Below are 20,475 nucleotides of genomic sequence, written 5' to 3' on the forward strand. Positions count from 1 at the left end.
TATTATCCTATTATCCTATTATCCTATTATCCTATTATCCTATTATCCTATTATCCTCTTAGTTGTTTATATGGTGTTTTGTTTGGTGATTGTGTTCAATATGATTATATATGCATCAGGTTAATTTTAAATATGGATGCTTAAGCTCCATCGACATTTGTCTTATGCGGCCTTTTCTTATTGGTATTGGTGATAGTTATAGCGATCACAGAGTTGTTTTGATAATCGCTATTTCGTGTTGTCAGCCTTGACTTAGGCGCCCTCTATCAGGAATGATGTGGATTCTATCGAGTATTATGATGGAGATGTTTATGGGGCACAGCAAAATAGCCAACCTGTGGCATATAGGTGCATGGGTTGGAAGAAGTGTAATGACTTCTTTTATAATTGGCTATTTGCCAGATGAGATGATCCATATTGCATCAGGTAATGTATCCTGCAGGGTATTATTATTTAATAATTATTCAGCAAATAGAATAGACCATGGGTACAGTTGTGATATTAGCGTATATATAGGATCAGACTTTGACCCAATATGATGGATGCCATGCTGTATGGCCAATGATTAAGTCTAGGGAGCAGACATTATGCTGACCGAATTTAACCTCGCCGATTGGAAAACCGAGGACAAGGAGTGGGTGGAGGCGCGTAAGCTGCAATGGAAAGAGCTTGAAAAGCGCTGGCGGGTTGCCGATCCCTCGTTTAGTCGCCGCAAGTATATGCCGATATTTCGGGACTTTTTCCTGACCGGTAAACTGGACTTGGACGATTTTTATGAATCGCAAGGGGGCACGTTTACCCTGATGCTGTTGCATCCGAATCAGACCTATGAGCAGTTGCGCTTGTTTATGGATGCCATCGTGGAGACCCATCGCTATTCAAGACTCTATGAACAGTACGATTATACATATAATGCGAGTGTGATGGGGGCCCAGAGCTTTCATCAATTTGAAAAACTCGGCGGCGAAGGGTTGTTTTATGGCCTGGATGAGCTCTATGCCCGTCTGTTTTTTGGCGATCATTGCCATGATCCCAGGGTGATGAAATTTGGCGGATATACGTTGGGACGAATTAATGCGCTACCTGAGCAGGTATTTGAATCCTATCTTGGCTTTGCTGCCTTTTTTATGCTGGGGGTTACCAAATATCCGTATGTCCGTGAGCAGTATATGGCTGAATATTGGTACAGCGCCATCGAATATAATACCAAGCCTTTTGCGCAGATGGAGGTGCTGCCGATGTTCTTGCAGGCCATCTACTATTTTGACGACTACGATGTGCAGGATGGTGTGGCTGGCCGCCGCAAATTGGCCGATGCGTTGCGGCAGATCCTGGATAACCGCCCCTTACCGGATGAGCTGGCCGAAATCTGGCAAACCATTAAAACCTTGCAGGGCGGTGATAGAACCAAGCTGGAGACGATGCGTAACCGATGTTTGGGAACCTCAACCATACCAGAGGGATTTATCGCATGATGGATGCCACGCTGTACTGCCAATTTACCTCGCCCGCGCAATTGCAGGAATGTCTTTACTATTTTGACCCGGCTACCAGCCTGCCCTTTGCCGATGAGGTCGAGCCGGAAGAGGCCGAACGGATTGAGGCGGTCGAGCAGTTGCCGGCGGCCGATGCCATCACCCAGCAGGAGGTGCTGGCGGCGTTTATCGATCTGCAACTCGATGACAATGATTGGGAAGAGGAGCTGGCCGGCCTGTACCTGTTTATTCGCCGTTTTCAGCCGACCACGTTGGCAGTCTACTTCGATACGCTCGAGGAGTACGCTGCCGTCTGGCTGGCCGGCAAGAAGAAATGGCAACCCCTGTATACCTTCGGTGACGATGCCGCGCTCGATGCCGAGCTCTACGCGCTGGACAATACCCAACCGGGGTGGCACCAGCGCCTGCTGCGGGTCCTGGCCCACTGCGGCTCCTCGCTATAGCAATAGTGGGCTATAGCGGGGGGCTGCTCTCCAGCGGTCTGCGCATATAGACAGCTTGCTCTCCATATTCGCTTAAGTCTTTATTGGCGGCCGCCGGTTGAAACCCGTAGCGCGCCCAGTAGCGGTCGGCGCCTTGCACCGCGACCAGGGAGAGCTGGCGGCGGCGTTTTTTGCGGGCGCAGTGCAGGGTCTGTTCGACAAAGAGCCGGGCGATCCCCAGGCCTTGCGCCGCGGGGGAGACCACCACATCGTGAATATAGAGACTCTCTTCACCGGCCGGTTGCGGGTAGCAGCGATAGAGCGCCGCCGGTTGCCGCGCGTCCCACGGATGAGCCAGACAGTAACCCAGGATCTGCGCGCCACGGCAGGCCACCAGGCAGGTCTCTGGCCCCAGCGTGGTTTTGGATTTCAGCACGGCTTCACTTTCCGGCTCGACGGCATAATAGGCTTCGGCCTGCAAGGCCAGAATGGCGGGCCAATCTTGTTCCTGGATGGGGCGGATCGTCAGTTGTGGCATGATAGGGGCGGTGCTAAGCATCAGTCCGGACTGTGGGCGAGGGCTGATTCTAGCAAAAACCGATGCCGAAGGCAGCGGCCGCGTGTGCGGCGCGCTGTGTACACCGAGCCGAGGGCCGAGAGCCAGAGCAGTATGAGCCGCAGGAGCCAGAAGATGAGCCAAGAACTAAATCCGACTAGCCCGATGAGCGATCAGGAAGAGTGGGTCGACTGGGTGGATGCGCAAAACCAGGTGCTGATGGCGGTGCCGCGCAGCCGGGTGCGGCGCGAAGTGCTGTGCCATCGCGCCACCTATATCTTTATCGAAGATCGCCAGGGGCAGCTGTATGTGCAGCGCCGGACTCAACTGAAGGATTATTGCCCCGGCATGCTGGATGCCTGCTGTGGCGGCGTGGTGCAGACCGGCGAGGAATACCTGCCCTCGGCACTGCGCGAGCTGGAGGAGGAGATGGGCATTCGCGATGTCCCGCTGCAAGCCTGGGGCATCTTCTACAGCGAGCATGAAGACAATAAGGTTTGGGGCGCTATCTACAGTTGCCGCTACGAGGGCGAGTTGCAGCTGCAGGCCAGCGAAGTCGAGTATGTGCAGCGGTTGAGCCCGGAGCAGATCCTGGCGCAGCAGCATGAGTTTATGCCCGATTCCCTGGTGGCCTTTAACGAGTGGCAGCGCCGTAAGGCACACGGTCGTGACAACATTCAGGTGTGAAACCGCCATCAGACAAGCAGCAGGCAGAAAAAAGCCGGGTGATGGGTGCCCGGCTGATTTCAGGGTGACGATGACAACGGAGCCTTGTTTTAGAGCCAGCCCTTTCGTTTGAAGAAGAAGTAGGTGGCAAATGCCGAAAGCAGCATCAGGCCGATGGAGAAGGGGTAGCCATAGTCCCAGCCCAGCTCCGGCATTTTGTTAAAGTTCATGCCGTAGATACTGGCAATCCAGGTGGGTGGCAGGAATACCACGGCCGCAACCGAGAAGATCTTGATGACCTTGTTTTGCTGCAGATTGGTAAAGCCCATGGCCGCTTCCAGCTGGAAGTTGATCTTGTCGAACAGGAACTGGGTGTGGGGCAACAGCGACTCGATGTCGTGCAGCACCTCGTCGATGGTCTTCTTCTGCTCTGTGGTCAGGTGCTGACGCACGGTACGGCGCAAGAACCGCAAGGCGCGCCGGGTATCGTGCAATGCCAGACGGATTTGACTGTTGGTCTCTTCCTGGGACATCAACTCCTGCAACATGGCGTGGATCTCGTCATCGTTCAGCACCTGCTCGGAGGTTTCCTCGAGGGTGGTGTAGCCATCTTCGATGAGATCCGACAGGTATTCGACTTTGAGATCCTGCAACTCCAGCAGGATGTCCATGGCGTTTTCGATTTCCACCCGATCGTGGCGCATATAATGGCGCAGCAAACGGACCACGCCGATATCTTCCTCACGGAAGCTGATCAGCAGGTTGTTGCGCAGGGTAAACGACATGTTGACGCCACGGGTTTCGCCGCCGATCCGTTGCGGGAACAGCGAGAGAATATGCATGCCATCTGTGTCCCAGTAGAAACGGGCCGAAGCCTCAATTTCGTCCAGCTCCTCTTCCTCGGGCACATCTTCGAGGAACAGGCCACTTAACCATTCGCGCTCGTCATCATCCGGTTTATAGACATCCAGCCAAATGCTATTCGGCGGCAGTACGTCACTGGTTGTGAGCGGTACCACCTCAAGGACTTTATTATTGAGCATGTATGCGGTGATCATTGAGTCCCCTTATTGAGTCTGAATGGGGGTGTAATTTTGCCAGTCGCACTATACGCGCCCTTCTTTACATTGTCAGGTCTGATGCCGGAGCCGGTTGAAAAAAAGCAGAATTATCCGGCCGTTGACGGGGCTCCCTGCCGAGTGTAGATCACAGATCCGAACTCATTTGCGAACTTGTACTGCAATCTGGCGGGTGGAATGGTTTACTTGGGCCCCATAAGGGAAATGGCGTTTGGATGGAAAGCGAGGATCTCCACGAGCATGCGGTACCGAATGATCACTCTGATGCTGAGCTTGATGGCCGCCGGGCTGACGCCTGCGGCCGCCGAGAGCTACAAGGATGTCAAAATCACCCCGCAGACCGAGGTCAAGATGCACTTTTATGATGTTTCGGCGGCTTCGGGGGCGGATCTGCAACAACGTCTGTTGCGTACCGCACCGACCAGTAGCGCCGGTCGTCGCGCCATTGGCAAGGCTATCTATCAGTTGAGCTGGCAGCTGGATATGAGTCAGCAGAGTGAGCATTGCCAGCTGTACGGGGTCAAGGTGACGACCAAGGTGGAGCTGACCATGCCGAACTGGTTGCAGCTCTCCTCGTTGGCCGCCGAGACCCAGAGCAGCTGGAATGGTTTCTTGTCGGCGATGCAGGAGTATGAGGGACGCCACAAGTCCATCGTGCAGATCGCCGCCAAGGAGATTGGTGATGGTGTGGCCAGCCTGCCGGTCAATAGCTCCTGCCAGGTGTTGCGCACCCAGGCCGATGCCATCGGCTACCAGGCGCTGGATGCCGCCCGGGAGCAGGCCAAACGCTATCAGAGTGAAACTGGCAAGGGACGGCTGATGGGCGTTTCCTATCCACGGTTATAAGTTCGCCAAACCTAGTGCTGGATCAGTCAACCAACAGGGCCACGATGATGTGGCCCTGTTGGTTTGTGGATCAGAGATTTTATCGACGGTATTAGCGTTGGTCTGGGCCCTGATCCGGACGAGCGATTGGCAGGCGACGCAGCGCGGGCCGTAACCAGAAGCGCGCCGGATGCAGGGCGGCCAGCTGCTCAATGGAGAGCGGTAAGGGCTCGCCCTCGTGGCCGCCACAGATCTCGCAGGCCAGGATCTCGGCCAGTAACGGCGCAGAGCACAGGCCCCGGGCTCCGAGTGCACCCATGAGCCATAACCCCGGTTGCCGGGGGGACGGCTGATGGTGCCACTCTGTCCCGGGCGCGGCCAACCGTTGCTCCAGCGCTGGAATATCCGGTGCGGCACCGACCAGCGGCAGATGATCCCGGGTGGCGCAGCGAATGCCGACTCGCGCCTCGTCACCGAGGTGCAGCAGTTGCGGCCAGAGCTGATCCGGCAGGCTGTGGCGCAGCTTGTCCAGATTCTCCTGCTGCTCTTGTGGGCGGTAATCCAGTTTGGTATCGCCACGGCCATAGCTGGCTCCCAGACAGAGTTTCCCCTCGCCATCCAGCGGTGTCATATAGCCATCAAAACACAAGACAGTGCGGAGCGACTCCAGGGGCGATTGCGCCGGCAGATGGGAGACCTGACCGCGCACCGGATAACAGGGCAGCGTTTCCGTCGGTGGTAGCTGGGTGAGGCGATGACCGCTGGCCAGCACCAGATCGGTAAAGGGCCCGGCGGTGGTATTTGTTGCAGCAGGGTTCCCGGCGGCGCCGTTCAGCGTCAGCTGCCAGCCGCTGTGGTGATGACTTATGGCTGTCACATCGGCGTTGTAGTGTTGCTGCAAAAGACCGCTGGCGGCGGCTTCATCCAGCAGGGCTCGGGTCAGGGCGCGGGGACACACCCAGCCGCCTTGGGGATAGAACCGGCTGGTGTCGCTAAATGGGCTGGCCAGCGGCAATCCGGCATATTGATCCCGCATCTGCGGCGTGATGCTCTGCACCAGCTCGGGTGGAAAGGGGCCTTGCGCCAGTTTGAGGTATTTTTGGGCGCTCTTGGCGTCGTGGGCAAATTGCAGCACGCCACACCAGTCATGGGGCACCCGATGGCGCAGCAGCAGGGGTTGATACCAGCGCCGGGCAAACCCGAAGGCGGCGGCGTAGAACTGGGACAGACCATCATGCTCGCCATTGAGCAACGGATAGATGGCGCCCTGCCGGTTGCCGGAGGCTCCGGCGGCAGACTCGGCATCGGCACAGAACAGGGTGACGCTCTGGCCTCGGCGGATCAGCGTCAGGGCCAGCGTGGCTGCGGCAATCCCGCCGCCGATCACGGCGATGTGGTGGGTAGATGATACGGATTCATTTGGGTGCGGTTTATGGTGTCTCTGGTAACAGGGCAGCCCCAGTGCCGGTAAAGGTTGCTCGTTACGTACCCCGGCCAGCATCTGGCGCTTGCTACCGTGACCCTTGACCTTCTGCATCAAAAAACCAGCCGCATTCAGACCCCGGCGGACAAAGCCGGCGCAGGTGAAGGTAGCGACTGTGGCCTGGGGTCGTGCCAGCCGGGCCAGACCGTTGAACAGATGCTCGGTCCACATCTCGGGGTTTTTACTGGGAGCGAAGCCATCCAGAAACCAGGCGTCGATGAGACCGCCGTGAGTCGGGTGCCAGAGCTGGTCCAGGGTCTCCTTGATATCGCCAAACCAGAGATCCAGCACCACGCGACCGTCATCCAGCAGTAGGCGGTGACAACCGGGGACTGCGGCAGGGTATACGGCCACCAACTCAGCCGCCAGCTCGGCCAGCTCCGGCCAGACGGTCAGGGCTTGCTGCAGATCGCGGGGATGGATGGGGTATTTTTCGAAACTGATGAAGTGCAACCGTTCAACGCCCGGGCGTTGCGCGGCGCGCCACTGGCGAAAGGCTTGCCAAACCGCCAGGAAGTTGAGTCCGGTGCCGAAGCCTGTCTCGCCAATGACAAATAATGGCCGATCATGCGTTGCCCAACGCTCCGGCAAGCCGTTATGCTGCAAGAAGACGAAACGGGTCTCGTCCAGACCATCGTTATTCGAGAAGTAAATATCACCGAATTGGGACGAAACCGGGTTTCCCTGCTCGTTCCAACTGAGTTCGGCAGAGTTCAACGGTGGGAGAAATGGGGATTGGGGAGACACCTTAACCTCGACGGACCTCACAGAAGCGGCGGCTATCTTACGTGAAAGCAGACCAGTTTTGCAGGCGATCACGCGTAGAATGCGGCACAGGATAGTGTATCTAAGTGGAATTTATTCGATGAGAAGAGCAGTTATTACCGGCATTGGTATCGTCTCCAGCATTGGCAACAATGTCGCCGAAGTTCTGGCCTCGCTGAAGGCTGGCAAATCAGGCATCACCTATTCCGAACAGTTTGAACAATATGGTTTGCGCTCCCGTGTCTGGGGCAATATCAAACTGGACGTGGCTGAGCTGATCGATCGCAAGGTTCTGCGTTTCATGGGCGAAGCTGCGGCTTATGCCTACCTCTCCATGCAGCAGGCGATTGCGGACTCCGGTCTGGCTGACGATCAAGTTTCCAACGAGCGGACCGGCCTTATCGTCGGCTCCGGTGGCGCTTCCTCCAAGAACCAGCTGGAAGCCTGCGATACCCTGCGCGAGAAAGGTGTGCGTCGCGTTGGTCCTTACATGGTCACCCGTACCATGTCGTCTACTACTTCCGCGTGTCTGGCCACTCCGTTCAAGATCAAGGGCGTGAACTACTCCCTGAGCTCGGCCTGTGCCACTTCCGCCCACTGCATCGGCAATGCGGTCGAGCAAATCCAGCTGGGCAAGCAGGATGTGGTCTTCGCCGGTGGCGGTGAAGAGCTGGACTGGACTATGGCCTGTCTGTTTGACGGCATGGGGGCGCTGTCCAGCAAGTACAACGAAACGCCTGAGCTGGCTTCCCGTACCTATGATGCCGAACGTGACGGTTTTGTTATCTCCGGTGGTGCCGGGATCGTGGTCGTCGAGGAGCTGGAACATGCGCTGGCCCGTGGCGCCAAGATTTATGCCGAAGTTACCGGTTATGGTGCCACTTCCGATGGTTATGACATGGTGGCCCCGTCCGGTGAGGGCGCGGCCCGCTGCATGCGTCAGGCCATGGCGACTGCCAATGCGCCGATTGACTATCTGAACACCCACGGCACCTCGACGCCGGTTGGTGATGTCAAGGAGCTGGAAGCGATCCGTGCCGTGTTCGGTGACCAGGCGCCCAAGCTGTCTGCCACCAAGGCGATGACTGGTCACGCTCTGGGCGCTGCCGGCGTGCATGAAGCCATCTACTCGCTGCTGATGCTCGAGCATGGCTTCATTGCGCCGAGCATCAACATCAGCCAGGAAGATGAGCTGGCCGTCGGTCTGCCCATCGTCAAGGCGTATGAAGAGGCCGAGCTCAACACCGTGATGTCCAATAGCTTCGGTTTTGGTGGCACCAACGCCACTCTGGTGATGAGCAAGTACAAGGGCTAATACCCCTTCAGAGGCTCTGTCATGAAAAAGGCCCCGCTGAGATTTCAGCGGGGCCTTTTTATTGCTCTTTTAGAAAAGTCGATGACTTAAGCGAGATAGCGACGCAGATCGATGCCATAGGCCTTGGGGTCGACCGCGCTTTCGATGCTTTCATTGGCGCCGGCGCGGGCCAGATCCAGCAATTTCACCTCCAGGTGGTGCTGGCCTATGGTGCTGTAAATCACCTTGACCTTGGGTTGCAGTGGCGCCTGTTCGTTGCGCTCCACGACTATGGCCAGCTTGCCGCTTTGTAACTTGACCAGGGTGCCGACCGGGTGGATGCCCATGCACTTGATAAACTTGCGCACCAGATCTTCATCAAACTGGCTGCCAGCCCCTTGCAACAGAATACGGAACGCCGCCGTGGCGGGCATGCCGGGCTTGTAGCAGCGATCGGCGGTCAGGGCATCATAGACATCGACTATGGTGCTCATCCGGGCGTAGAGATCCAGCCGCTCAGCGGCCAGACCATGGGGATAACCGCGGCCATCCAGGCGTTCGTGGTGGCAGGCGGCGACTGTCATCATGATGTCGGTGATGCCCTTGGCATCGCGCAGCAGTTCGATGCTATGGGTGACATGGCTCTTCATCAGAGCGAATTCATCGTCGGTCAGCTTGGCCGGTTTGTGCAGCACGGCATCGGGGATCATGATTTTACCGGTATCGTGCAACAAACCACCTATGGTCAACTCCCGCAGTATGGGACGCTCCAGCTCGAGGAAGCGGCCAAAATTGGCCAGCAGCATGCCCACATTCAGGGAGTGCTCCATCAGGTAACTGTCTTTTTCGCGGATCCGCGCCAGACAGAACAGGGCATCCCGGTTATCGAAGATGCAGTCCACCAGATCGTCGGCAATGGCTTCGAGTTCGGCCACCTGAACCGGTTCGCCTTTTTTCAGATTGCGAAACAGTTTGACCTGCATGCTCTTCGCTTCCTGATAGAGGCGACGGATGCGCTGTTCCTGCTTGGGGCGACTCTCGTCTTTGCCGTTGTCGCTTGAGCCTTGACCTCCATCGCGGGCCACTGCCTGGGGTTGCGTTGCTGCTTGCCGGGCCCGGCTGGGATCAACCCACACGCTACGGACTCCGAGGCGATGCAGCTCCTGGATCTGGCTCTTACTGGTGACTCGCCCGGTCTGCTTGATTTCGTTGGCGCTGGTTTGCTGGGCAATGCCGACCACATACATGCCCAACTCGATATTCTGAATGCTAACTTGCTGAAAATTCGCTGTGCTATTGGCTTGATTCATGGATTACATCTTCTCTGCTGATCGCCGGGGATTGTCTCCTAGCGAGCAGCATTTGTCAGCGACGGCGTTCATGTTGCTACACCTTATAGCATGCTGTGCCTATAATGCTCGGCTTTCATGCATTGGGAATAACCGTTATGAGATTAGAGCGATTTTTGAGTGAAAGCCTGGGGTTGACCCGCTCCCAATCAGGAAAATTAATCCGCAGTGGCGAAGTGCTGGTCAATGGTGTGGTGAACAAACTGGCGGCCACCCGGATCGGTGAGCAAGATGTGGTGCACTATGATGGCCAGGATCTGCAGTTGACCGGACCGCGCTATTTCATGCTGCACAAGCCGGAGGGCTATGTGTGCTCCAATGATGACCCCGATCATCCGAATGTTTTCTTTCTGTTTGAAGAGCCTGCGCTTGGCAAGCTGCACTGCGCGGGCCGTCTGGATCTGGACACCACGGGTCTGCTGCTGGTGACCGATGATGGCCAGTGGTCACATCGCATTACGTCCCCCCGTCATGAATGTGCCAAGACCTACCGGGCCTGGTTGGCCGATCCGGTCGATCCGTCTGCTGTTGCCCACTTTGCCGAAGGGGTGCAGTTACGGGGCGAGCGTGCTCTGACTCTGCCGGCCGAATTGGTGCTGGTCAGCCCGACCGAGGCGCTGTTGACGATTCATGAAGGCAAGTACCATCAGGTCAAGCGGATGTTCGCCGCTATTGGCAACAAGGTGCTGCGTCTGCATCGGGAACAGGTCGGTGAGCTGGTGCTGGATCCCGAACTGGCTCCCGGCGAATACCGGGCTCTGACCGCTGCCGAAATCGCGGCCTTCTAAATAGCCTAATAGCGCTCCATCGACCAGGAAGTACACGCTGACACGCCGTAAACCCATCCATGGGGGCTCCACCGCGCCGTCCCTGGCGCAGAGGGGCAGCTTAGTGCTACCTAAGTCGATGTCGTGAGTGATCTACTATTCGGAACGGTTATTTAGTCGTACCGCATCGGATGTCTTCCGTTTAGATCTTGCCGCTGAGTACCAAAGCCGTTCCGGCGACCACCAGAGCGGCGGCGCACCAGGCCGAGAGCGCCGGACGCTGTCGAGTGTAGAGCCACAACAGCGGCAGTAGCATCACCGGCGTCGTGGAGGAGAGGATGGCGACCATGCCCACTTCACCACGGCTCAGCGCCATCAGGATCAGCGTCATGCCCAGCGTCATGGCCAGAAAACCGTTGCTGGCGACTATGCCCAGGATCGGCCAGGTGATGGGATTCAGGGGTCGGGCAACCGGCGCCCGGCTCCAGCGCAACACCAGGTGCGCCGTGAGGGCGCACCCCATGCGCACGCAGGATGCCGCCACCGGATCTACGCCCTGACTCATCACCGGTTTGGCCAGCAGAGTTCCCAGCGACTGGCACAGTCCAGCCAACAACCCCAGACCGACCGCCAGCCAGAGTGGCCCGGAAACCTGCTCCAGAATATGGGTTCCCGGGCGACGGGCATAGCCAATGGCAATCACCACACCGGTCAACACCAGAGCCGCCCCCCACAGGCGCGGGCCGGATAGTACCTCGGCGAACAACCAGGCCCCGAGTAGGGCGGAAAATAACGCGTGGCTGGCAAACAGCAGACCGGCGCGACGTGGACCGAGCCGGTTCAGGGAGGCGTACAGGGCTGTGTCGCCGATAAAGATGCCAATCAGCCCGGATAAACCCACTTGTGCAATCTGGGGCCAACTGAGAGTGGTAAAGCCGCCGGTATAGAGACTGGCGCTACCGAGCATCAGGGTGACACAGGCCATGCGCCAGCGACTGAAGGCAAAGGCGCCCAGGTGACGGGCGGGTTTGACGGAGAGCAGACTGGCCAGAGCCCACAACAGGGCGGCCCCCAGGGCCAGCCATTCGAAATGCATAGTACTTATTCCTAAGAGCTACCGGTCCTACAGACAGCCGGTCCCACAGACAATCGGGGAATGCCATAAAACACTCGGGCCCCAAGAGAGGGGCCCGAGTCGGTGCTTACTGTAACCAGCTGTGAGAGGGGACTCAAGCGAAAGGATCGGGATTGATCTCGTCGATCGGATCCAGGCTCCAGCCCGAAGTCTGGGTACTCTGCTTGAGCTGACCATCTTCCTGGTAGAGTTTGATGCGTAGTTTGAGGTTGTTGGCCGAGTCGGCATTTTTCAGTGCTTCCTCTTCGCTGATCACCCCTTCGACCACCAGTTCAAACAGCGAGTTGTCGAAGGTCTTCATGCCCAGTGCCGCGGATTTTTCCATGATCTCCTTGAGGGCGCCGAATTCACCGCGCTTGATCAGATCCCGGATGGTGTGAGTCCCCATCATGATCTCGATGGCGGCGCGACGCTGGCCATCCTTGGTGCGCACCAGGCGTTGGGAGACAAAGGCTTTGAGGTTGTTGCCCAGATCGTTGAGCAGTTGTGGCCGCCGCTCCTCGGGGAAGAAGTTGATGATCCGATCCAGCGCCTGGTTGGCGTTATTGGCGTGCAGGGTGGAGATGGCCAGGTGTCCGGTTTCGGAAAAGGCGAGGGCATGTTCCATGGTTTCCCGATCGCGGATTTCACCGATCAAAATAACATCGGGTGCCTGACGCAGGGTGTTTTTCAAGGCGGCGTGGAAGCTGCGGGTATCGACCCCCACTTCCCGCTGGTTGATGATGCTCTTGCGATGAGTGTGAACGTACTCTATCGGGTCTTCAATGGTGATGATATGGCCGCTGGTATTGCGGTTTCTATGGTCGATGAGGGCAGCCAGCGAGGTGGATTTCCCCGAGCCGGTACCACCGACGAACAGCACCAGGCCGCGTTTTTCCATGATCACATCCAGCAGCACCGGCGGCAGGAACAGATCGTCAAAGCGCGGTATATCCAGTTTGATATTCCGCGCCACTATGGAGACCTCGTTGCGCTGCTTGAAGATATTGACCCGGAAGCGTCCGACCTTGTGAATGGAGAGTGCCAGATTCATCTCCAGATCTTTCTCGAAGCTCTGCCGTTGCTCTTCATCCATGATGTCATGGGCGATGCGGGCCACTTCGCCAGGCAGCAGTGGTGTTTCATTGAGTGTCTTGAGAATGCCCTGGAATTTGGCACAAGGCGGTGCGCCGGTGGCGAGGTAGAGGTCGGAACCATCCTGGCTGGCCAGGATCTGCAGCATTTGATCAAGATCCATGTCTTGCTCACTCCCTTGGTATCGAGTCTTAAGCCTAGCAGCTGTCCTCTGCTTCGGCGGTTCGCGCATGGCGAGTCTATGGGGTGCAGTTTACGTGATTACGGCAGGGATACAGATAATATTCTCGGTTTATCAGTGCGTTATATGGGCTAGTTCGCAAACAGCTTTTCACGAAACACGAAAAAGACAGCGCCTAGAATGCACAGCCCGGCCCACAGATAGTCGAGTTTGATCTGCTCCTTGAGATAGAGCACCGAGAAGGGCACAAACACGGTCAGGGCTATCACTTCCTGCAGGATTTTCAATTGCCCCACACTCAGGCTGGTATGGCCGATGCGGTTGGCGGGGACCTGGAGCATATATTCAAACAGCGCTATGCCCCAAGAAATCAGGGCGGCGATGATCCAGGGTTTGTGGCTCATCTCCTTGAGATGGGCATACCAGGCAAAGGTCATGAAGATATTGCTGCACAGCAGCAAGAGGGAACTGGTGAGGATCGGGTTCATGGGGTACTCCGCGGCAAGGTCGACGCTTTATAGCCGATGTCGCGTCATGAATAAAGTGTGGCGGTACAATAAGCCGCCTCTTGGACTACGGATGCGAGAACGGATCTCTGCGGTGCGGGGATGGCATGGCGGTCTTCGTGATCTGGCTGCAGCCAACTGCTAGTATGAGCGCCTTCTCGGGTGTAAAGGTGAATCGGGTGAATGCTTTATTGTTGCGGCAGCAGCGGGTCCAGCACCGTTGGTTGATCGGGTTGGTACTGCTACTGGTCGTGGTATTTGTGGCTAATTTATTGGTAGGTCCCGTCGCCTTGAGCCGCTTGCTGGCCGGTGATGCCCTATCCCCCCTGCAGCAGCAAGTCTTGCTGCAGCTGCGCTTGCCCAGAGCCTGCCTGGCGATGTTGCTAGGGGCTGGCTTGGCGATGTCGGGCTGCGTGCTGCAGACCCTGCTGCAAAATCCGCTGGCTGAGCCTGGCCTCATCGGGGTATCCAGCGGCGCATCCCTGGCGGCGGTCATGATACTGTTTTTGGCCCAACGTCTGGGGGTGATGCTGCCGCCGTGGGGATTGTCGATTGCGGCGTTCGGCGGGGCACTATTGGTGACCAGTACCCTGCTGTTTCTGGCGCGCGGTGGACGCTTGGATAATGTGCGGCTGCTGCTGCTCGGGGTGGCGATTGGTATCTGCAGCAGCGCCATCACCACCTGGTTGCTCTACTTCGCTAACGATCAATCACTACGTGAGATGATGTTCTGGATGATGGGGAGTCTGGCCTACGGTCAGAGCCAACCCCTGTGGTGGTGGTTGCCTTATCTGGCGGTGATGGCCTGGTTGGTGGTGCGTCGCGATAGCTTGACCCTGTTACAGTTGGGCGATTTTCAGGCTCAGTTGATGGGACTGGATCTGCGGCGCATCCGCTGGCAACTGGTGTTCGCCGTCTGTGTCTTGAGCGGGTTGGCTGTGGCGCTGGCCGGTTCGATTGGCTTCATCGGACTACTGATCCCCCATCTGATGCGACTGCTGGGGCGGGGCAGTGCGCGCTTTGTGCTGTTGGCCTCCATGCTGGCCGGGGCCGTAGCGCTGTTATTGGCCGATCTGTTATCCCGTAATCTGCTGCCCAGCGGTGAGTTACCGGTCGGCATCATCACAGCCAGCCTCGGAGCTCCGCTGCTTATTTTCCTCCTGGTACGCCGTCATGTTTAATATCCGAGCTCTGAGTGTCCGTGGTCGTCTGGCGCCGTTGAGTTGGCACTGCCCGCAACCCGGGCTGATCGCCTTGATTGGTCCCAATGGCAGTGGCAAGTCCTCGTTGCTGCTGGCGCTGGCCAATCTGTTGCCAGCTGCCGGTCAAGTTCACCTGGGGCGGTGCTCCCTGCTGGATCTGGATATGCGCTCGGCCGCCCGGGTGCGGGCCATGTTGCCCCAGCGCCAAAGCAGCTTGTTGACGATCTCCTGTCTGGATGTGTTGCAACTGGGCGCCAGCATGCTGGACGTGCCTAGCGCTCAGGTGCAGGCGGTGTTGGGTGAGCTGGTGACGCGGCTGGAGCTGGGTCATTTACTGGCACGGGATTTTAGTCAGTTATCTGGGGGGGAGCAGCAGCGGGTGTTGCTGGCCAAGACCTTGCTGCAGATCTGGCCGGATCTGAATCCTCATGGCCAACTGCTGCTGCTGGATGAGCCCCTGGCGGGACTGGATTGGCATCACCAACTGCAACTGTTGACGCTGCTGCAGGAGTTGGTGGCACGCGGCGTCATGGTGTTGTTTTCGGTCCATGATTTTAATCTGGCGTTTAGTCATGCCGATGGACTCTTGTGTTTGCATGAGGGAAAGCTGGTGGCGCAGGGGGGCATAGAGGTGCTGGATGCGGCGCTGTTGGCCCGGGTGTTCCAGATCCGCACCCTACGACTCAGTGATGGCCATCATCAGTGTCTGGTGCCGATTGCACTGAGTTCGGATACCGGCTCGGAAGGGAGTGCGGGTGACCGCGGGGATGTACATGAATAGCAAGTGGTAACCGACGCTCCGGAGCCATGTTTTTGAACACGGCTCCGGAGCGCGGTGCGGTTTAGCTCAGTCGGTTTAGCTCCGTTGGTTTCAGCCCAGTCGGCTGATCCGCTCGCGGGCCGCGCTATCCAGTTTGTCCAGTATGGTTTCCGTCTGCTCCCAGCCGATACAGGCATCGGTGATGCTCTGCCCGAAGGTCGCGGCGCAACCATTCACCACATCCTGGCGCCCTTCGACGAGGAAGCTTTCGATCATGACGCCAGCAATTCCGGTACGACCTCGGCGTAACTGATCGCAGACATCATCGGCGACATCCAGCTGACGGCGGTGATCTTTTTGACTATTGCCGTGGCTGAAATCCACCACCAGACGTTCGGCCAGCCCCGCTTTGGCCAGATCGGCACAGGCGGCATCCACGCTGGCGGTGTCGTAGTTCGGCCGACGACCGCCACGCAGGATCACATGACCAAAGGGGTTGCCGCTGGTGCGATAGATGGTCATCTTGCCGTCTTTATCCGGCGAATTGAAAATATGACTGTGCGCAGCTGCTCGGACCGCATCAATGGCGATGCGGATATTGCCATCGGTGCCGTTCTTGAAGCCCACCGGGCAGGAGAGGGCCGAGGCCATTTCCCGGTGTACCTGGCTCTCGGTGGTCCGTGCACCGATGGCTCCCCAGCTGATGAGGTCGGCAATATATTGCCCGGTCACCATATCCAGGAACTCGGTCGCCGTGGGCACGCCCAGGCTGTTGATGTCATGCAGCAGTTGACGCGCCAGGGTCAGACCGGCATTGACGTTGTAAGTGCCATCCAGATAGGGGTCATTGATCAGTCCCTTCCAGCCGACAATGGTGCGTGGTTTTTCAAAGTAGGCGCGCATGACGATACACAGGCTGCTGGCATAATGCTGTCGTAGCGCGGCCAATTGTCGGGCATAGGCCAGTGCGGCCTCGGGATCATGCAGCGAGCAGGGACCGATAATCACCAGCAAACGCTGATCCTTACCTGCCAGAATGGCTTCGATTTCCTGACGAGCCTGCAGGATATGCCGGGCAAGCTCCGGAGTCAGTGGCGAACTGGCGGCGAGTTCTCGGGGTGTAATGAGGGCTTCGAGTTTCTGGGTTCTGAGTTCATCAGTAAGGAGCGACATTCTTAATTCCTTGGCGGGTCACTGTGACCTTGCGTGCAGGCTGAATACCTTAATAGAAATGAATCAAGAAGGAAATGTCGCCGGAGGTTTAGCTTCCAGGCGTACTTTGCTAGCATCTAGCGTCCCGCAAAGTACTGTAACGAGGTGTCAGTTGGCTAAACCAGGCAATACCGGTCTTTATCGCATCATCAAGGCGACAGGTTACAGCGCCAAAGGGCTCTGTTCGGCGTGGCGGCATGAGGCGGCTTTTCGTCAGGAGTTGATCCTGATGCTGGTGCTGACTCCGTTGGCATTCCTGCTGGGGCAGGGCATCACCCAGCAATTGCTGATGCTGGTGGTCGCCTGGCTGGTGGTGATCGTCGAGGTGCTCAATTCTGGCATTGAAGCTGTGGTCGATCGTATCGGCCCGGAACATCACGAGCTTTCCGGTCGCGCCAAGGATCTGGGTTCGGCGGCGGTGTTTTTATCCTTGGGGCTGACCTTTGTGGTCTGGGGTACTGTCATCGGCAGTAACCTGCTCCATTGGTGGTAATTCCTCGTTCTGAGGGGGTAATAGTGCATAACCAAGCATTTGTGATCCGTGCTCGGCGGCGTGACTCTGTAGGGCGCCACGAGCCGCCCCGCTTGCCATCTCACTGATAAGCGAGAGGTTTATCACTCTTTCGGAAACTGCATATCGTTTTTCGGATAATGCGATTGACTTATAGGGGGATGCGCTTACAATGCAAACAGCTTGAAAGTGTCCCAGCTTATTGTTCGATAACGAAGCCAATCCTTTGCGGAACGTCCTCGTTTAGGTTTAGTAAGTCAACACCTCTCAGCTTGTACCGCCTCATTTCAAGGCACAGTTATATTTGTTACTTAGGAAATTTATTATGTCTGACGTCCGCACTGGCAAGGTAAAATGGTTCAACGAGACTAAAGGTTTCGGCTTCATCGAGCAGGACCAAGGCCCGGATGTATTCGTACACTTCAGAGCAATCAACGCTCAAGGTTTTAAGACCCTGGCTGAAGGTCAACGCGTGCAGTTCAGCGTGACCCAAGGTCAAAAGGGCCCGCAAGCTGAGAACGTAACTATTCTGTAAGCTTGCAGGTGTTGGTGGCTTCGGCTGCTAACAAAAGAAAAAGCGCCCTCATGGGCGCTTTTGTTTTATGGGCTTTTTATCGCTTTCGCTGAGCAGACTCGCTTGTTCCGCTCAAAAAATACCCTTCGCCAACATTTTTTTCACAAGCTATAATGCCGCCCCTCGTTTTCAGCCTCAGGCCCCGTGGTATGCAGCAGCCAGATATTTCTCTTTTTTCCTATCCCAAATATTGGGCTGAGTGCCTGGGTCCGGCACCCTTTCTTCCTATGTCCCGTGCCGAGATGGATAAGCTGGGCTGGGATAGCTGCGACATCATCATCATTAGCGGCGATGCCTATGTGGATCACCCCAGCTTCGGTATGGCGGTGATCGGCCGTTTTCTCGAGGCGCAGGGGTTTCGGGTCGGCATCATTGCCCAACCGGACTGGAACAGCAAAGAGCCGTTTATGGCACTCGGGAAACCAAATCTGTTTTTCGGGGTCTCGGCGGGCAATATGGACTCGATGATCAACCGCTACACCTCGGATAAAAAGCTGCGGCACGACGATGCTTATACCCCGGGGAACGAGGGCGGCAAGCGTCCGGATCGGGCGGTGCTGGTCTATTCCCAGCGCTGTAAGGAGGCCTATAAAGAGGTGCCGGTGGTGATTGGTGGCATCGAGGCCTCGCTGCGACGGATTGCCCATTACGACTACTGGTCCGAAACCATTCGTCGCTCGGTGTTGTTTGATGCCAAGGCCGACCTGCTGGTGTTCGGTAATGCCGAACGACCGTTGGTCGAGATCGCCCATCGTTTCGCCCGTGGCGATACCGTCGCCCAGATGCAGGATATCCGCGGTACGGCGGTGATCCGCCGTGAGGCTTTGCCGGAATGGCGTGGCGTCGATTCCACCCGTCTGGATAAGCTCGGCAAGATAGATCCAATCCCCAATCCCTATATGGAGGGAGCACCTTGTGCGCCGGAATCGGCTGCCGAGCCTGAGCCCAAGGCGATCCTGGTGCAACCGGCGCGTCCCAAACCCTGGGAGCAGACCTACGTGCTGCTGCCGTCCTATGAGAAGGTTAAAGCCGACAAGGTGTTGTACGCCCATACCTCCCGGGTGCTGCATCAGGAAACCAATCCCGGCTGCGCTCGGGCTCTGATGCAAAAGCATGGCGATCGCTACCTGTGGGTGAATCCGCCAGCGATCCCTTTGACCACCGAGGAGATGGACGGCGTCTTTGCGCTGCCCTACAAACGGGTGCCGCATCCTGCTTATGGCAAGGCCAAGATCCCGGCTTACGAGATGATCAAGACCTCGGTCAACATCATGCGCGGTTGCTTTGGTGGTTGTACCTTCTGCTCGATCACCGAACATGAGGGCCGCATCATCCAGAGCCGCTCCGAAGAGTCGATCCTGCGCGAAATTGAGGAGATCCGCGACAAGGTGCCGGGCTTTACCGGAGTGATCTCCGACTTGGGTGGGCCGACCGCCAATATGTATCGGCTGCGCTGCAAGAGCCCGAAAGCGGAAGCCACTTGCCGCCGTGCCTCCTGTGTCTACCCGACCATCTGTCACCATATGGACACCGATCACGCGCCGACCATCAGCCTGTATCGCAAGGCCCGGGATCTCAAAGGCATCAAGAAGATCCTGATTGCCTCCGGGGTACGTTACGATCTGGCGGTGGAGGATCCCCGTTATATCAAGGAGCTGGTCAAGCACCATGTCGGCGGCTACCTGAAGATTGCCCCGGAGCACACCGAAGAGGGGCCGCTGGCGATGATGATGAAGCCGGGGATGGGCAGCTATCACCGCTTCAAGGAGTTGTTCGAGCAGTATTCTCGCGAGGCAGGCAAGCAACAGTACCTGATCCCCTACTTTATCTCGGCCCACCCGGGTACTCGGGATGAGGACATGGTCAATCTGGCGTTGTGGCTCAAGGCCAATGATTTCAAGCTGGATCAGGTGCAGAACTTCTACCCGTCTCCTTTGGCGACGGCTACCACCATGTACTATTCGGAAGTGGATCCGCTGCACAAGGTGACCTACAAGTCGGAAGCCGTCTTTGTCGCCAAGGGCGAGCGTCGCCGCCGGTTGCATAAGGCGATCCTGCGTTACCATGACTCGGCCGGTTGGCCGATGATCCGTCAGGCCTTGCAGGAGATGGGGCTCAGTCGCCTGATTGGGATGGGGCCGCAGCATCTGGTGCCACCGGCAGGCCGGGATGAGCGACCCACAGGGTCAGGGAATGGCCGCGTGGCCCTGACCCGGCACACCGATATCGTTCGTCAGCGCCAGCCCTATTCCCAGTCCCAGCCTCAGGGCGGCAAGTCCCAGGTCGGTAAGTCGCAGGCGAGCGGGGCTCGACAGACGGGAGCATCGACCTCAGGGTATGCCGCCAAACCGGCAACTGCGGGGAGTAAGCCCACCACGGGTGCCGGAAAACATCAGGCCGCTGCTGGCAAACAAGGCAAGCCGGCTCCATTGGGGAACGGAACATCGCCGGGGCGATCGGTTGGCAAACCTGCTGCCTCGGTGAAAGGTGCCTCGCCGGAACGATCGGGTGGCAAACCGGCCCGCGGCGAGGGACGCAAGGCGGCACCCGGCGGCAAAGCGGGTCGCTAAGCCATGATGCAGATGGGATAAATAGGAGACCTGGCTTGTGCCAGGTCT

At 57.5% G+C, this 20,475-nt stretch carries 19 protein-coding genes; 11 read left to right on the forward strand and 8 right to left on the reverse strand.

Annotated elements, in window-relative coordinates; translation table 11 throughout:
* Positions 1-587 precede the first annotated feature (587 nt).
* Positions 588-1,475 carry a hypothetical protein gene (locus ACZYUB_RS03360; RefSeq protein ID WP_463945540.1) on the forward strand — a complete coding sequence of 296 codons (888 nt, stop codon included), beginning with the start codon at positions 588-590 and terminating at the stop codon, positions 1,473-1,475.
* Positions 1,472-1,939 (forward strand): hypothetical protein, encoded by a 468-nt coding sequence (locus tag ACZYUB_RS03365; RefSeq protein WP_463945542.1) that lies wholly within the window; start codon positions 1,472-1,474, stop codon positions 1,937-1,939. The genes ACZYUB_RS03360 and ACZYUB_RS03365 overlap by 4 nt, the downstream gene beginning before the upstream one ends.
* Positions 1,940-1,949: 10 nt before the next feature.
* Here ACZYUB_RS03365 and ACZYUB_RS03370 read toward each other — a convergent pair whose 3' ends face one another.
* Positions 1,950-2,456: a GNAT family N-acetyltransferase gene (locus ACZYUB_RS03370; protein ID WP_463945544.1), complete on the reverse strand. Its 507-nt coding sequence runs from the start codon at positions 2,454-2,456 to the stop codon at positions 1,950-1,952.
* A gap of 153 nt (positions 2,457-2,609) precedes the next feature.
* On the opposite strand from ACZYUB_RS03370, the gene yfcD reads away from it, so the two are divergent.
* Positions 2,610-3,161 (forward strand): NUDIX hydrolase YfcD, encoded by a 552-nt coding sequence (gene yfcD, locus ACZYUB_RS03375; protein ID WP_463945546.1) that lies wholly within the window; start codon positions 2,610-2,612, stop codon positions 3,159-3,161.
* 89 nt (positions 3,162-3,250) lie between these two features.
* Here the strand turns inward: yfcD and corA are convergent, their stop codons facing one another.
* Positions 3,251-4,198 (reverse strand): magnesium/cobalt transporter CorA, encoded by a 948-nt coding sequence (corA, locus tag ACZYUB_RS03380; RefSeq protein WP_460882386.1) that lies wholly within the window; start codon positions 4,196-4,198, stop codon positions 3,251-3,253.
* A gap of 261 nt (positions 4,199-4,459) precedes the next feature.
* Here corA and ACZYUB_RS03385 point away from each other — a divergent pair, with 261 nt between their 5' ends.
* Entirely contained in the window at positions 4,460-5,065 is a 606-nt protein-coding gene (locus ACZYUB_RS03385; RefSeq protein WP_463945548.1) for a DUF922 domain-containing protein, read from the forward strand.
* Between the two features lie 91 nt (positions 5,066-5,156).
* Here the strand turns inward: ACZYUB_RS03385 and mnmC are convergent, their stop codons facing one another.
* Positions 5,157-7,274, reverse strand: coding sequence for a bifunctional tRNA (5-methylaminomethyl-2-thiouridine)(34)-methyltransferase MnmC2/FAD-dependent 5-carboxymethylaminomethyl-2-thiouridine(34) oxidoreductase MnmC1 (mnmC, locus tag ACZYUB_RS03390; protein ID WP_463945550.1), 2,118 nt, complete (start codon positions 7,272-7,274; stop codon positions 5,157-5,159).
* A gap of 118 nt (positions 7,275-7,392) precedes the next feature.
* Here mnmC and fabB point away from each other — a divergent pair, with 118 nt between their 5' ends.
* On the forward strand, positions 7,393-8,607 hold the full coding sequence (gene fabB / locus ACZYUB_RS03395) for a beta-ketoacyl-ACP synthase I (protein ID WP_463945552.1): 1,215 nt from the start codon (positions 7,393-7,395) through the stop codon (positions 8,605-8,607).
* A gap of 86 nt (positions 8,608-8,693) precedes the next feature.
* Here the strand turns inward: fabB and ACZYUB_RS03400 are convergent, their stop codons facing one another.
* A complete protein-coding gene (locus ACZYUB_RS03400) occupies positions 8,694-9,896 on the reverse strand; it encodes an HD-GYP domain-containing protein (RefSeq protein WP_463945554.1) in 1,203 nt (400 codons plus the stop codon).
* A 137-nt stretch (positions 9,897-10,033) separates the two neighbouring features.
* Here ACZYUB_RS03400 and rsuA point away from each other — a divergent pair, with 137 nt between their 5' ends.
* Positions 10,034-10,723 (forward strand): 16S rRNA pseudouridine(516) synthase RsuA, encoded by a 690-nt coding sequence (gene rsuA, locus ACZYUB_RS03405; RefSeq protein ID WP_463945556.1) that lies wholly within the window; start codon positions 10,034-10,036, stop codon positions 10,721-10,723.
* Positions 10,724-10,904: 181 nt separating this feature from the next.
* Here rsuA and ACZYUB_RS03410 read toward each other — a convergent pair whose 3' ends face one another.
* From ACZYUB_RS03410 to ACZYUB_RS03420, 3 genes are all read right to left on the reverse strand, one after another.
* Positions 10,905-11,798, reverse strand: coding sequence for a DMT family transporter (locus tag ACZYUB_RS03410; protein ID WP_463945558.1), 894 nt, complete (start codon positions 11,796-11,798; stop codon positions 10,905-10,907).
* 133 nt (positions 11,799-11,931) lie between these two features.
* On the reverse strand, positions 11,932-13,074 hold the full coding sequence (locus tag ACZYUB_RS03415) for a PilT/PilU family type 4a pilus ATPase (protein WP_463945560.1): 1,143 nt from the start codon (positions 13,072-13,074) through the stop codon (positions 11,932-11,934).
* Positions 13,075-13,223: 149 nt separating this feature from the next.
* Positions 13,224-13,580: a DMT family protein gene (locus ACZYUB_RS03420; RefSeq protein ID WP_460882394.1), complete on the reverse strand. Its 357-nt coding sequence runs from the start codon at positions 13,578-13,580 to the stop codon at positions 13,224-13,226.
* 197 nt (positions 13,581-13,777) lie between these two features.
* Between ACZYUB_RS03420 and btuC the strand changes: the two genes are divergently transcribed.
* Complete coding sequence (gene btuC, locus ACZYUB_RS03425) at positions 13,778-14,779, forward strand: vitamin B12 ABC transporter permease BtuC (RefSeq protein ID WP_463945562.1); 1,002 nt, start codon at positions 13,778-13,780, stop codon at positions 14,777-14,779.
* Positions 14,772-15,581, forward strand: a complete 810-nt coding sequence (locus ACZYUB_RS03430) for an ATP-binding cassette domain-containing protein (RefSeq protein ID WP_463945564.1) — start codon at positions 14,772-14,774, stop codon at positions 15,579-15,581. The genes btuC and ACZYUB_RS03430 overlap by 8 nt, the downstream gene beginning before the upstream one ends.
* Before the next feature lie 90 nt (positions 15,582-15,671).
* Here the strand turns inward: ACZYUB_RS03430 and ACZYUB_RS03435 are convergent, their stop codons facing one another.
* The gene (locus ACZYUB_RS03435) at positions 15,672-16,733 is read right to left on the reverse strand and encodes a 3-deoxy-7-phosphoheptulonate synthase (RefSeq protein ID WP_463945566.1); all 1,062 of its coding nucleotides are present in this window, start codon (positions 16,731-16,733) and stop codon (positions 15,672-15,674) included.
* A 151-nt stretch (positions 16,734-16,884) separates the two neighbouring features.
* Between ACZYUB_RS03435 and ACZYUB_RS03440 the strand changes: the two genes are divergently transcribed.
* From ACZYUB_RS03440 to ACZYUB_RS03450, 3 genes are all read left to right on the forward strand, one after another.
* Entirely contained in the window at positions 16,885-17,265 is a 381-nt protein-coding gene (locus ACZYUB_RS03440) for a diacylglycerol kinase (protein ID WP_463945568.1), read from the forward strand.
* A gap of 343 nt (positions 17,266-17,608) precedes the next feature.
* Entirely contained in the window at positions 17,609-17,818 is a 210-nt protein-coding gene (locus ACZYUB_RS03445; RefSeq protein ID WP_460882399.1) for a cold-shock protein, read from the forward strand.
* A 188-nt stretch (positions 17,819-18,006) separates the two neighbouring features.
* Positions 18,007-20,427 carry a YgiQ family radical SAM protein gene (locus ACZYUB_RS03450; protein ID WP_463945570.1) on the forward strand — a complete coding sequence of 807 codons (2,421 nt, stop codon included), beginning with the start codon at positions 18,007-18,009 and terminating at the stop codon, positions 20,425-20,427.
* The last annotated feature ends 48 nt before the right edge of the window (positions 20,428-20,475 follow it).

It is taken from the genome of Pseudaeromonas sp. HNCC25DJ182, assembly GCF_055413365.1.

Coding starts and splice junctions, on each gene's coding strand:
- ACZYUB_RS03360 (WP_463945540.1), top strand. CDS start 588: ATGCTGACCGAATTTAACCTCGCCGATTGGAAAACCGAGGACAAGGAG.
- ACZYUB_RS03365 (WP_463945542.1), top strand. CDS start 1,472: ATGATGGATGCCACGCTGTACTGCCAATTTACCTCGCCCGCGCAATTG.
- ACZYUB_RS03370 (WP_463945544.1), bottom strand. CDS start 2,456: ATGCCACAACTGACGATCCGCCCCATCCAGGAACAAGATTGGCCCGCC.
- yfcD (WP_463945546.1), top strand. CDS start 2,610: ATGAGCCAAGAACTAAATCCGACTAGCCCGATGAGCGATCAGGAAGAG.
- corA (WP_460882386.1), bottom strand. CDS start 4,198: ATGATCACCGCATACATGCTCAATAATAAAGTCCTTGAGGTGGTACCG.
- ACZYUB_RS03385 (WP_463945548.1), top strand. CDS start 4,460: ATGCGGTACCGAATGATCACTCTGATGCTGAGCTTGATGGCCGCCGGG.
- fabB (WP_463945552.1), top strand. CDS start 7,393: ATGAGAAGAGCAGTTATTACCGGCATTGGTATCGTCTCCAGCATTGGC.
- ACZYUB_RS03400 (WP_463945554.1), bottom strand. CDS start 9,896: ATGAATCAAGCCAATAGCACAGCGAATTTTCAGCAAGTTAGCATTCAG.
- rsuA (WP_463945556.1), top strand. CDS start 10,034: ATGAGATTAGAGCGATTTTTGAGTGAAAGCCTGGGGTTGACCCGCTCC.
- ACZYUB_RS03410 (WP_463945558.1), bottom strand. CDS start 11,798: ATGCATTTCGAATGGCTGGCCCTGGGGGCCGCCCTGTTGTGGGCTCTG.
- ACZYUB_RS03415 (WP_463945560.1), bottom strand. CDS start 13,074: ATGGATCTTGATCAAATGCTGCAGATCCTGGCCAGCCAGGATGGTTCC.
- ACZYUB_RS03420 (WP_460882394.1), bottom strand. CDS start 13,580: ATGAACCCGATCCTCACCAGTTCCCTCTTGCTGCTGTGCAGCAATATC.
- ACZYUB_RS03430 (WP_463945564.1), top strand. CDS start 14,772: ATGTTTAATATCCGAGCTCTGAGTGTCCGTGGTCGTCTGGCGCCGTTG.
- ACZYUB_RS03435 (WP_463945566.1), bottom strand. CDS start 16,733: ATGTCGCTCCTTACTGATGAACTCAGAACCCAGAAACTCGAAGCCCTC.
- ACZYUB_RS03445 (WP_460882399.1), top strand. CDS start 17,609: ATGTCTGACGTCCGCACTGGCAAGGTAAAATGGTTCAACGAGACTAAA.
- ACZYUB_RS03450 (WP_463945570.1), top strand. CDS start 18,007: ATGCAGCAGCCAGATATTTCTCTTTTTTCCTATCCCAAATATTGGGCT.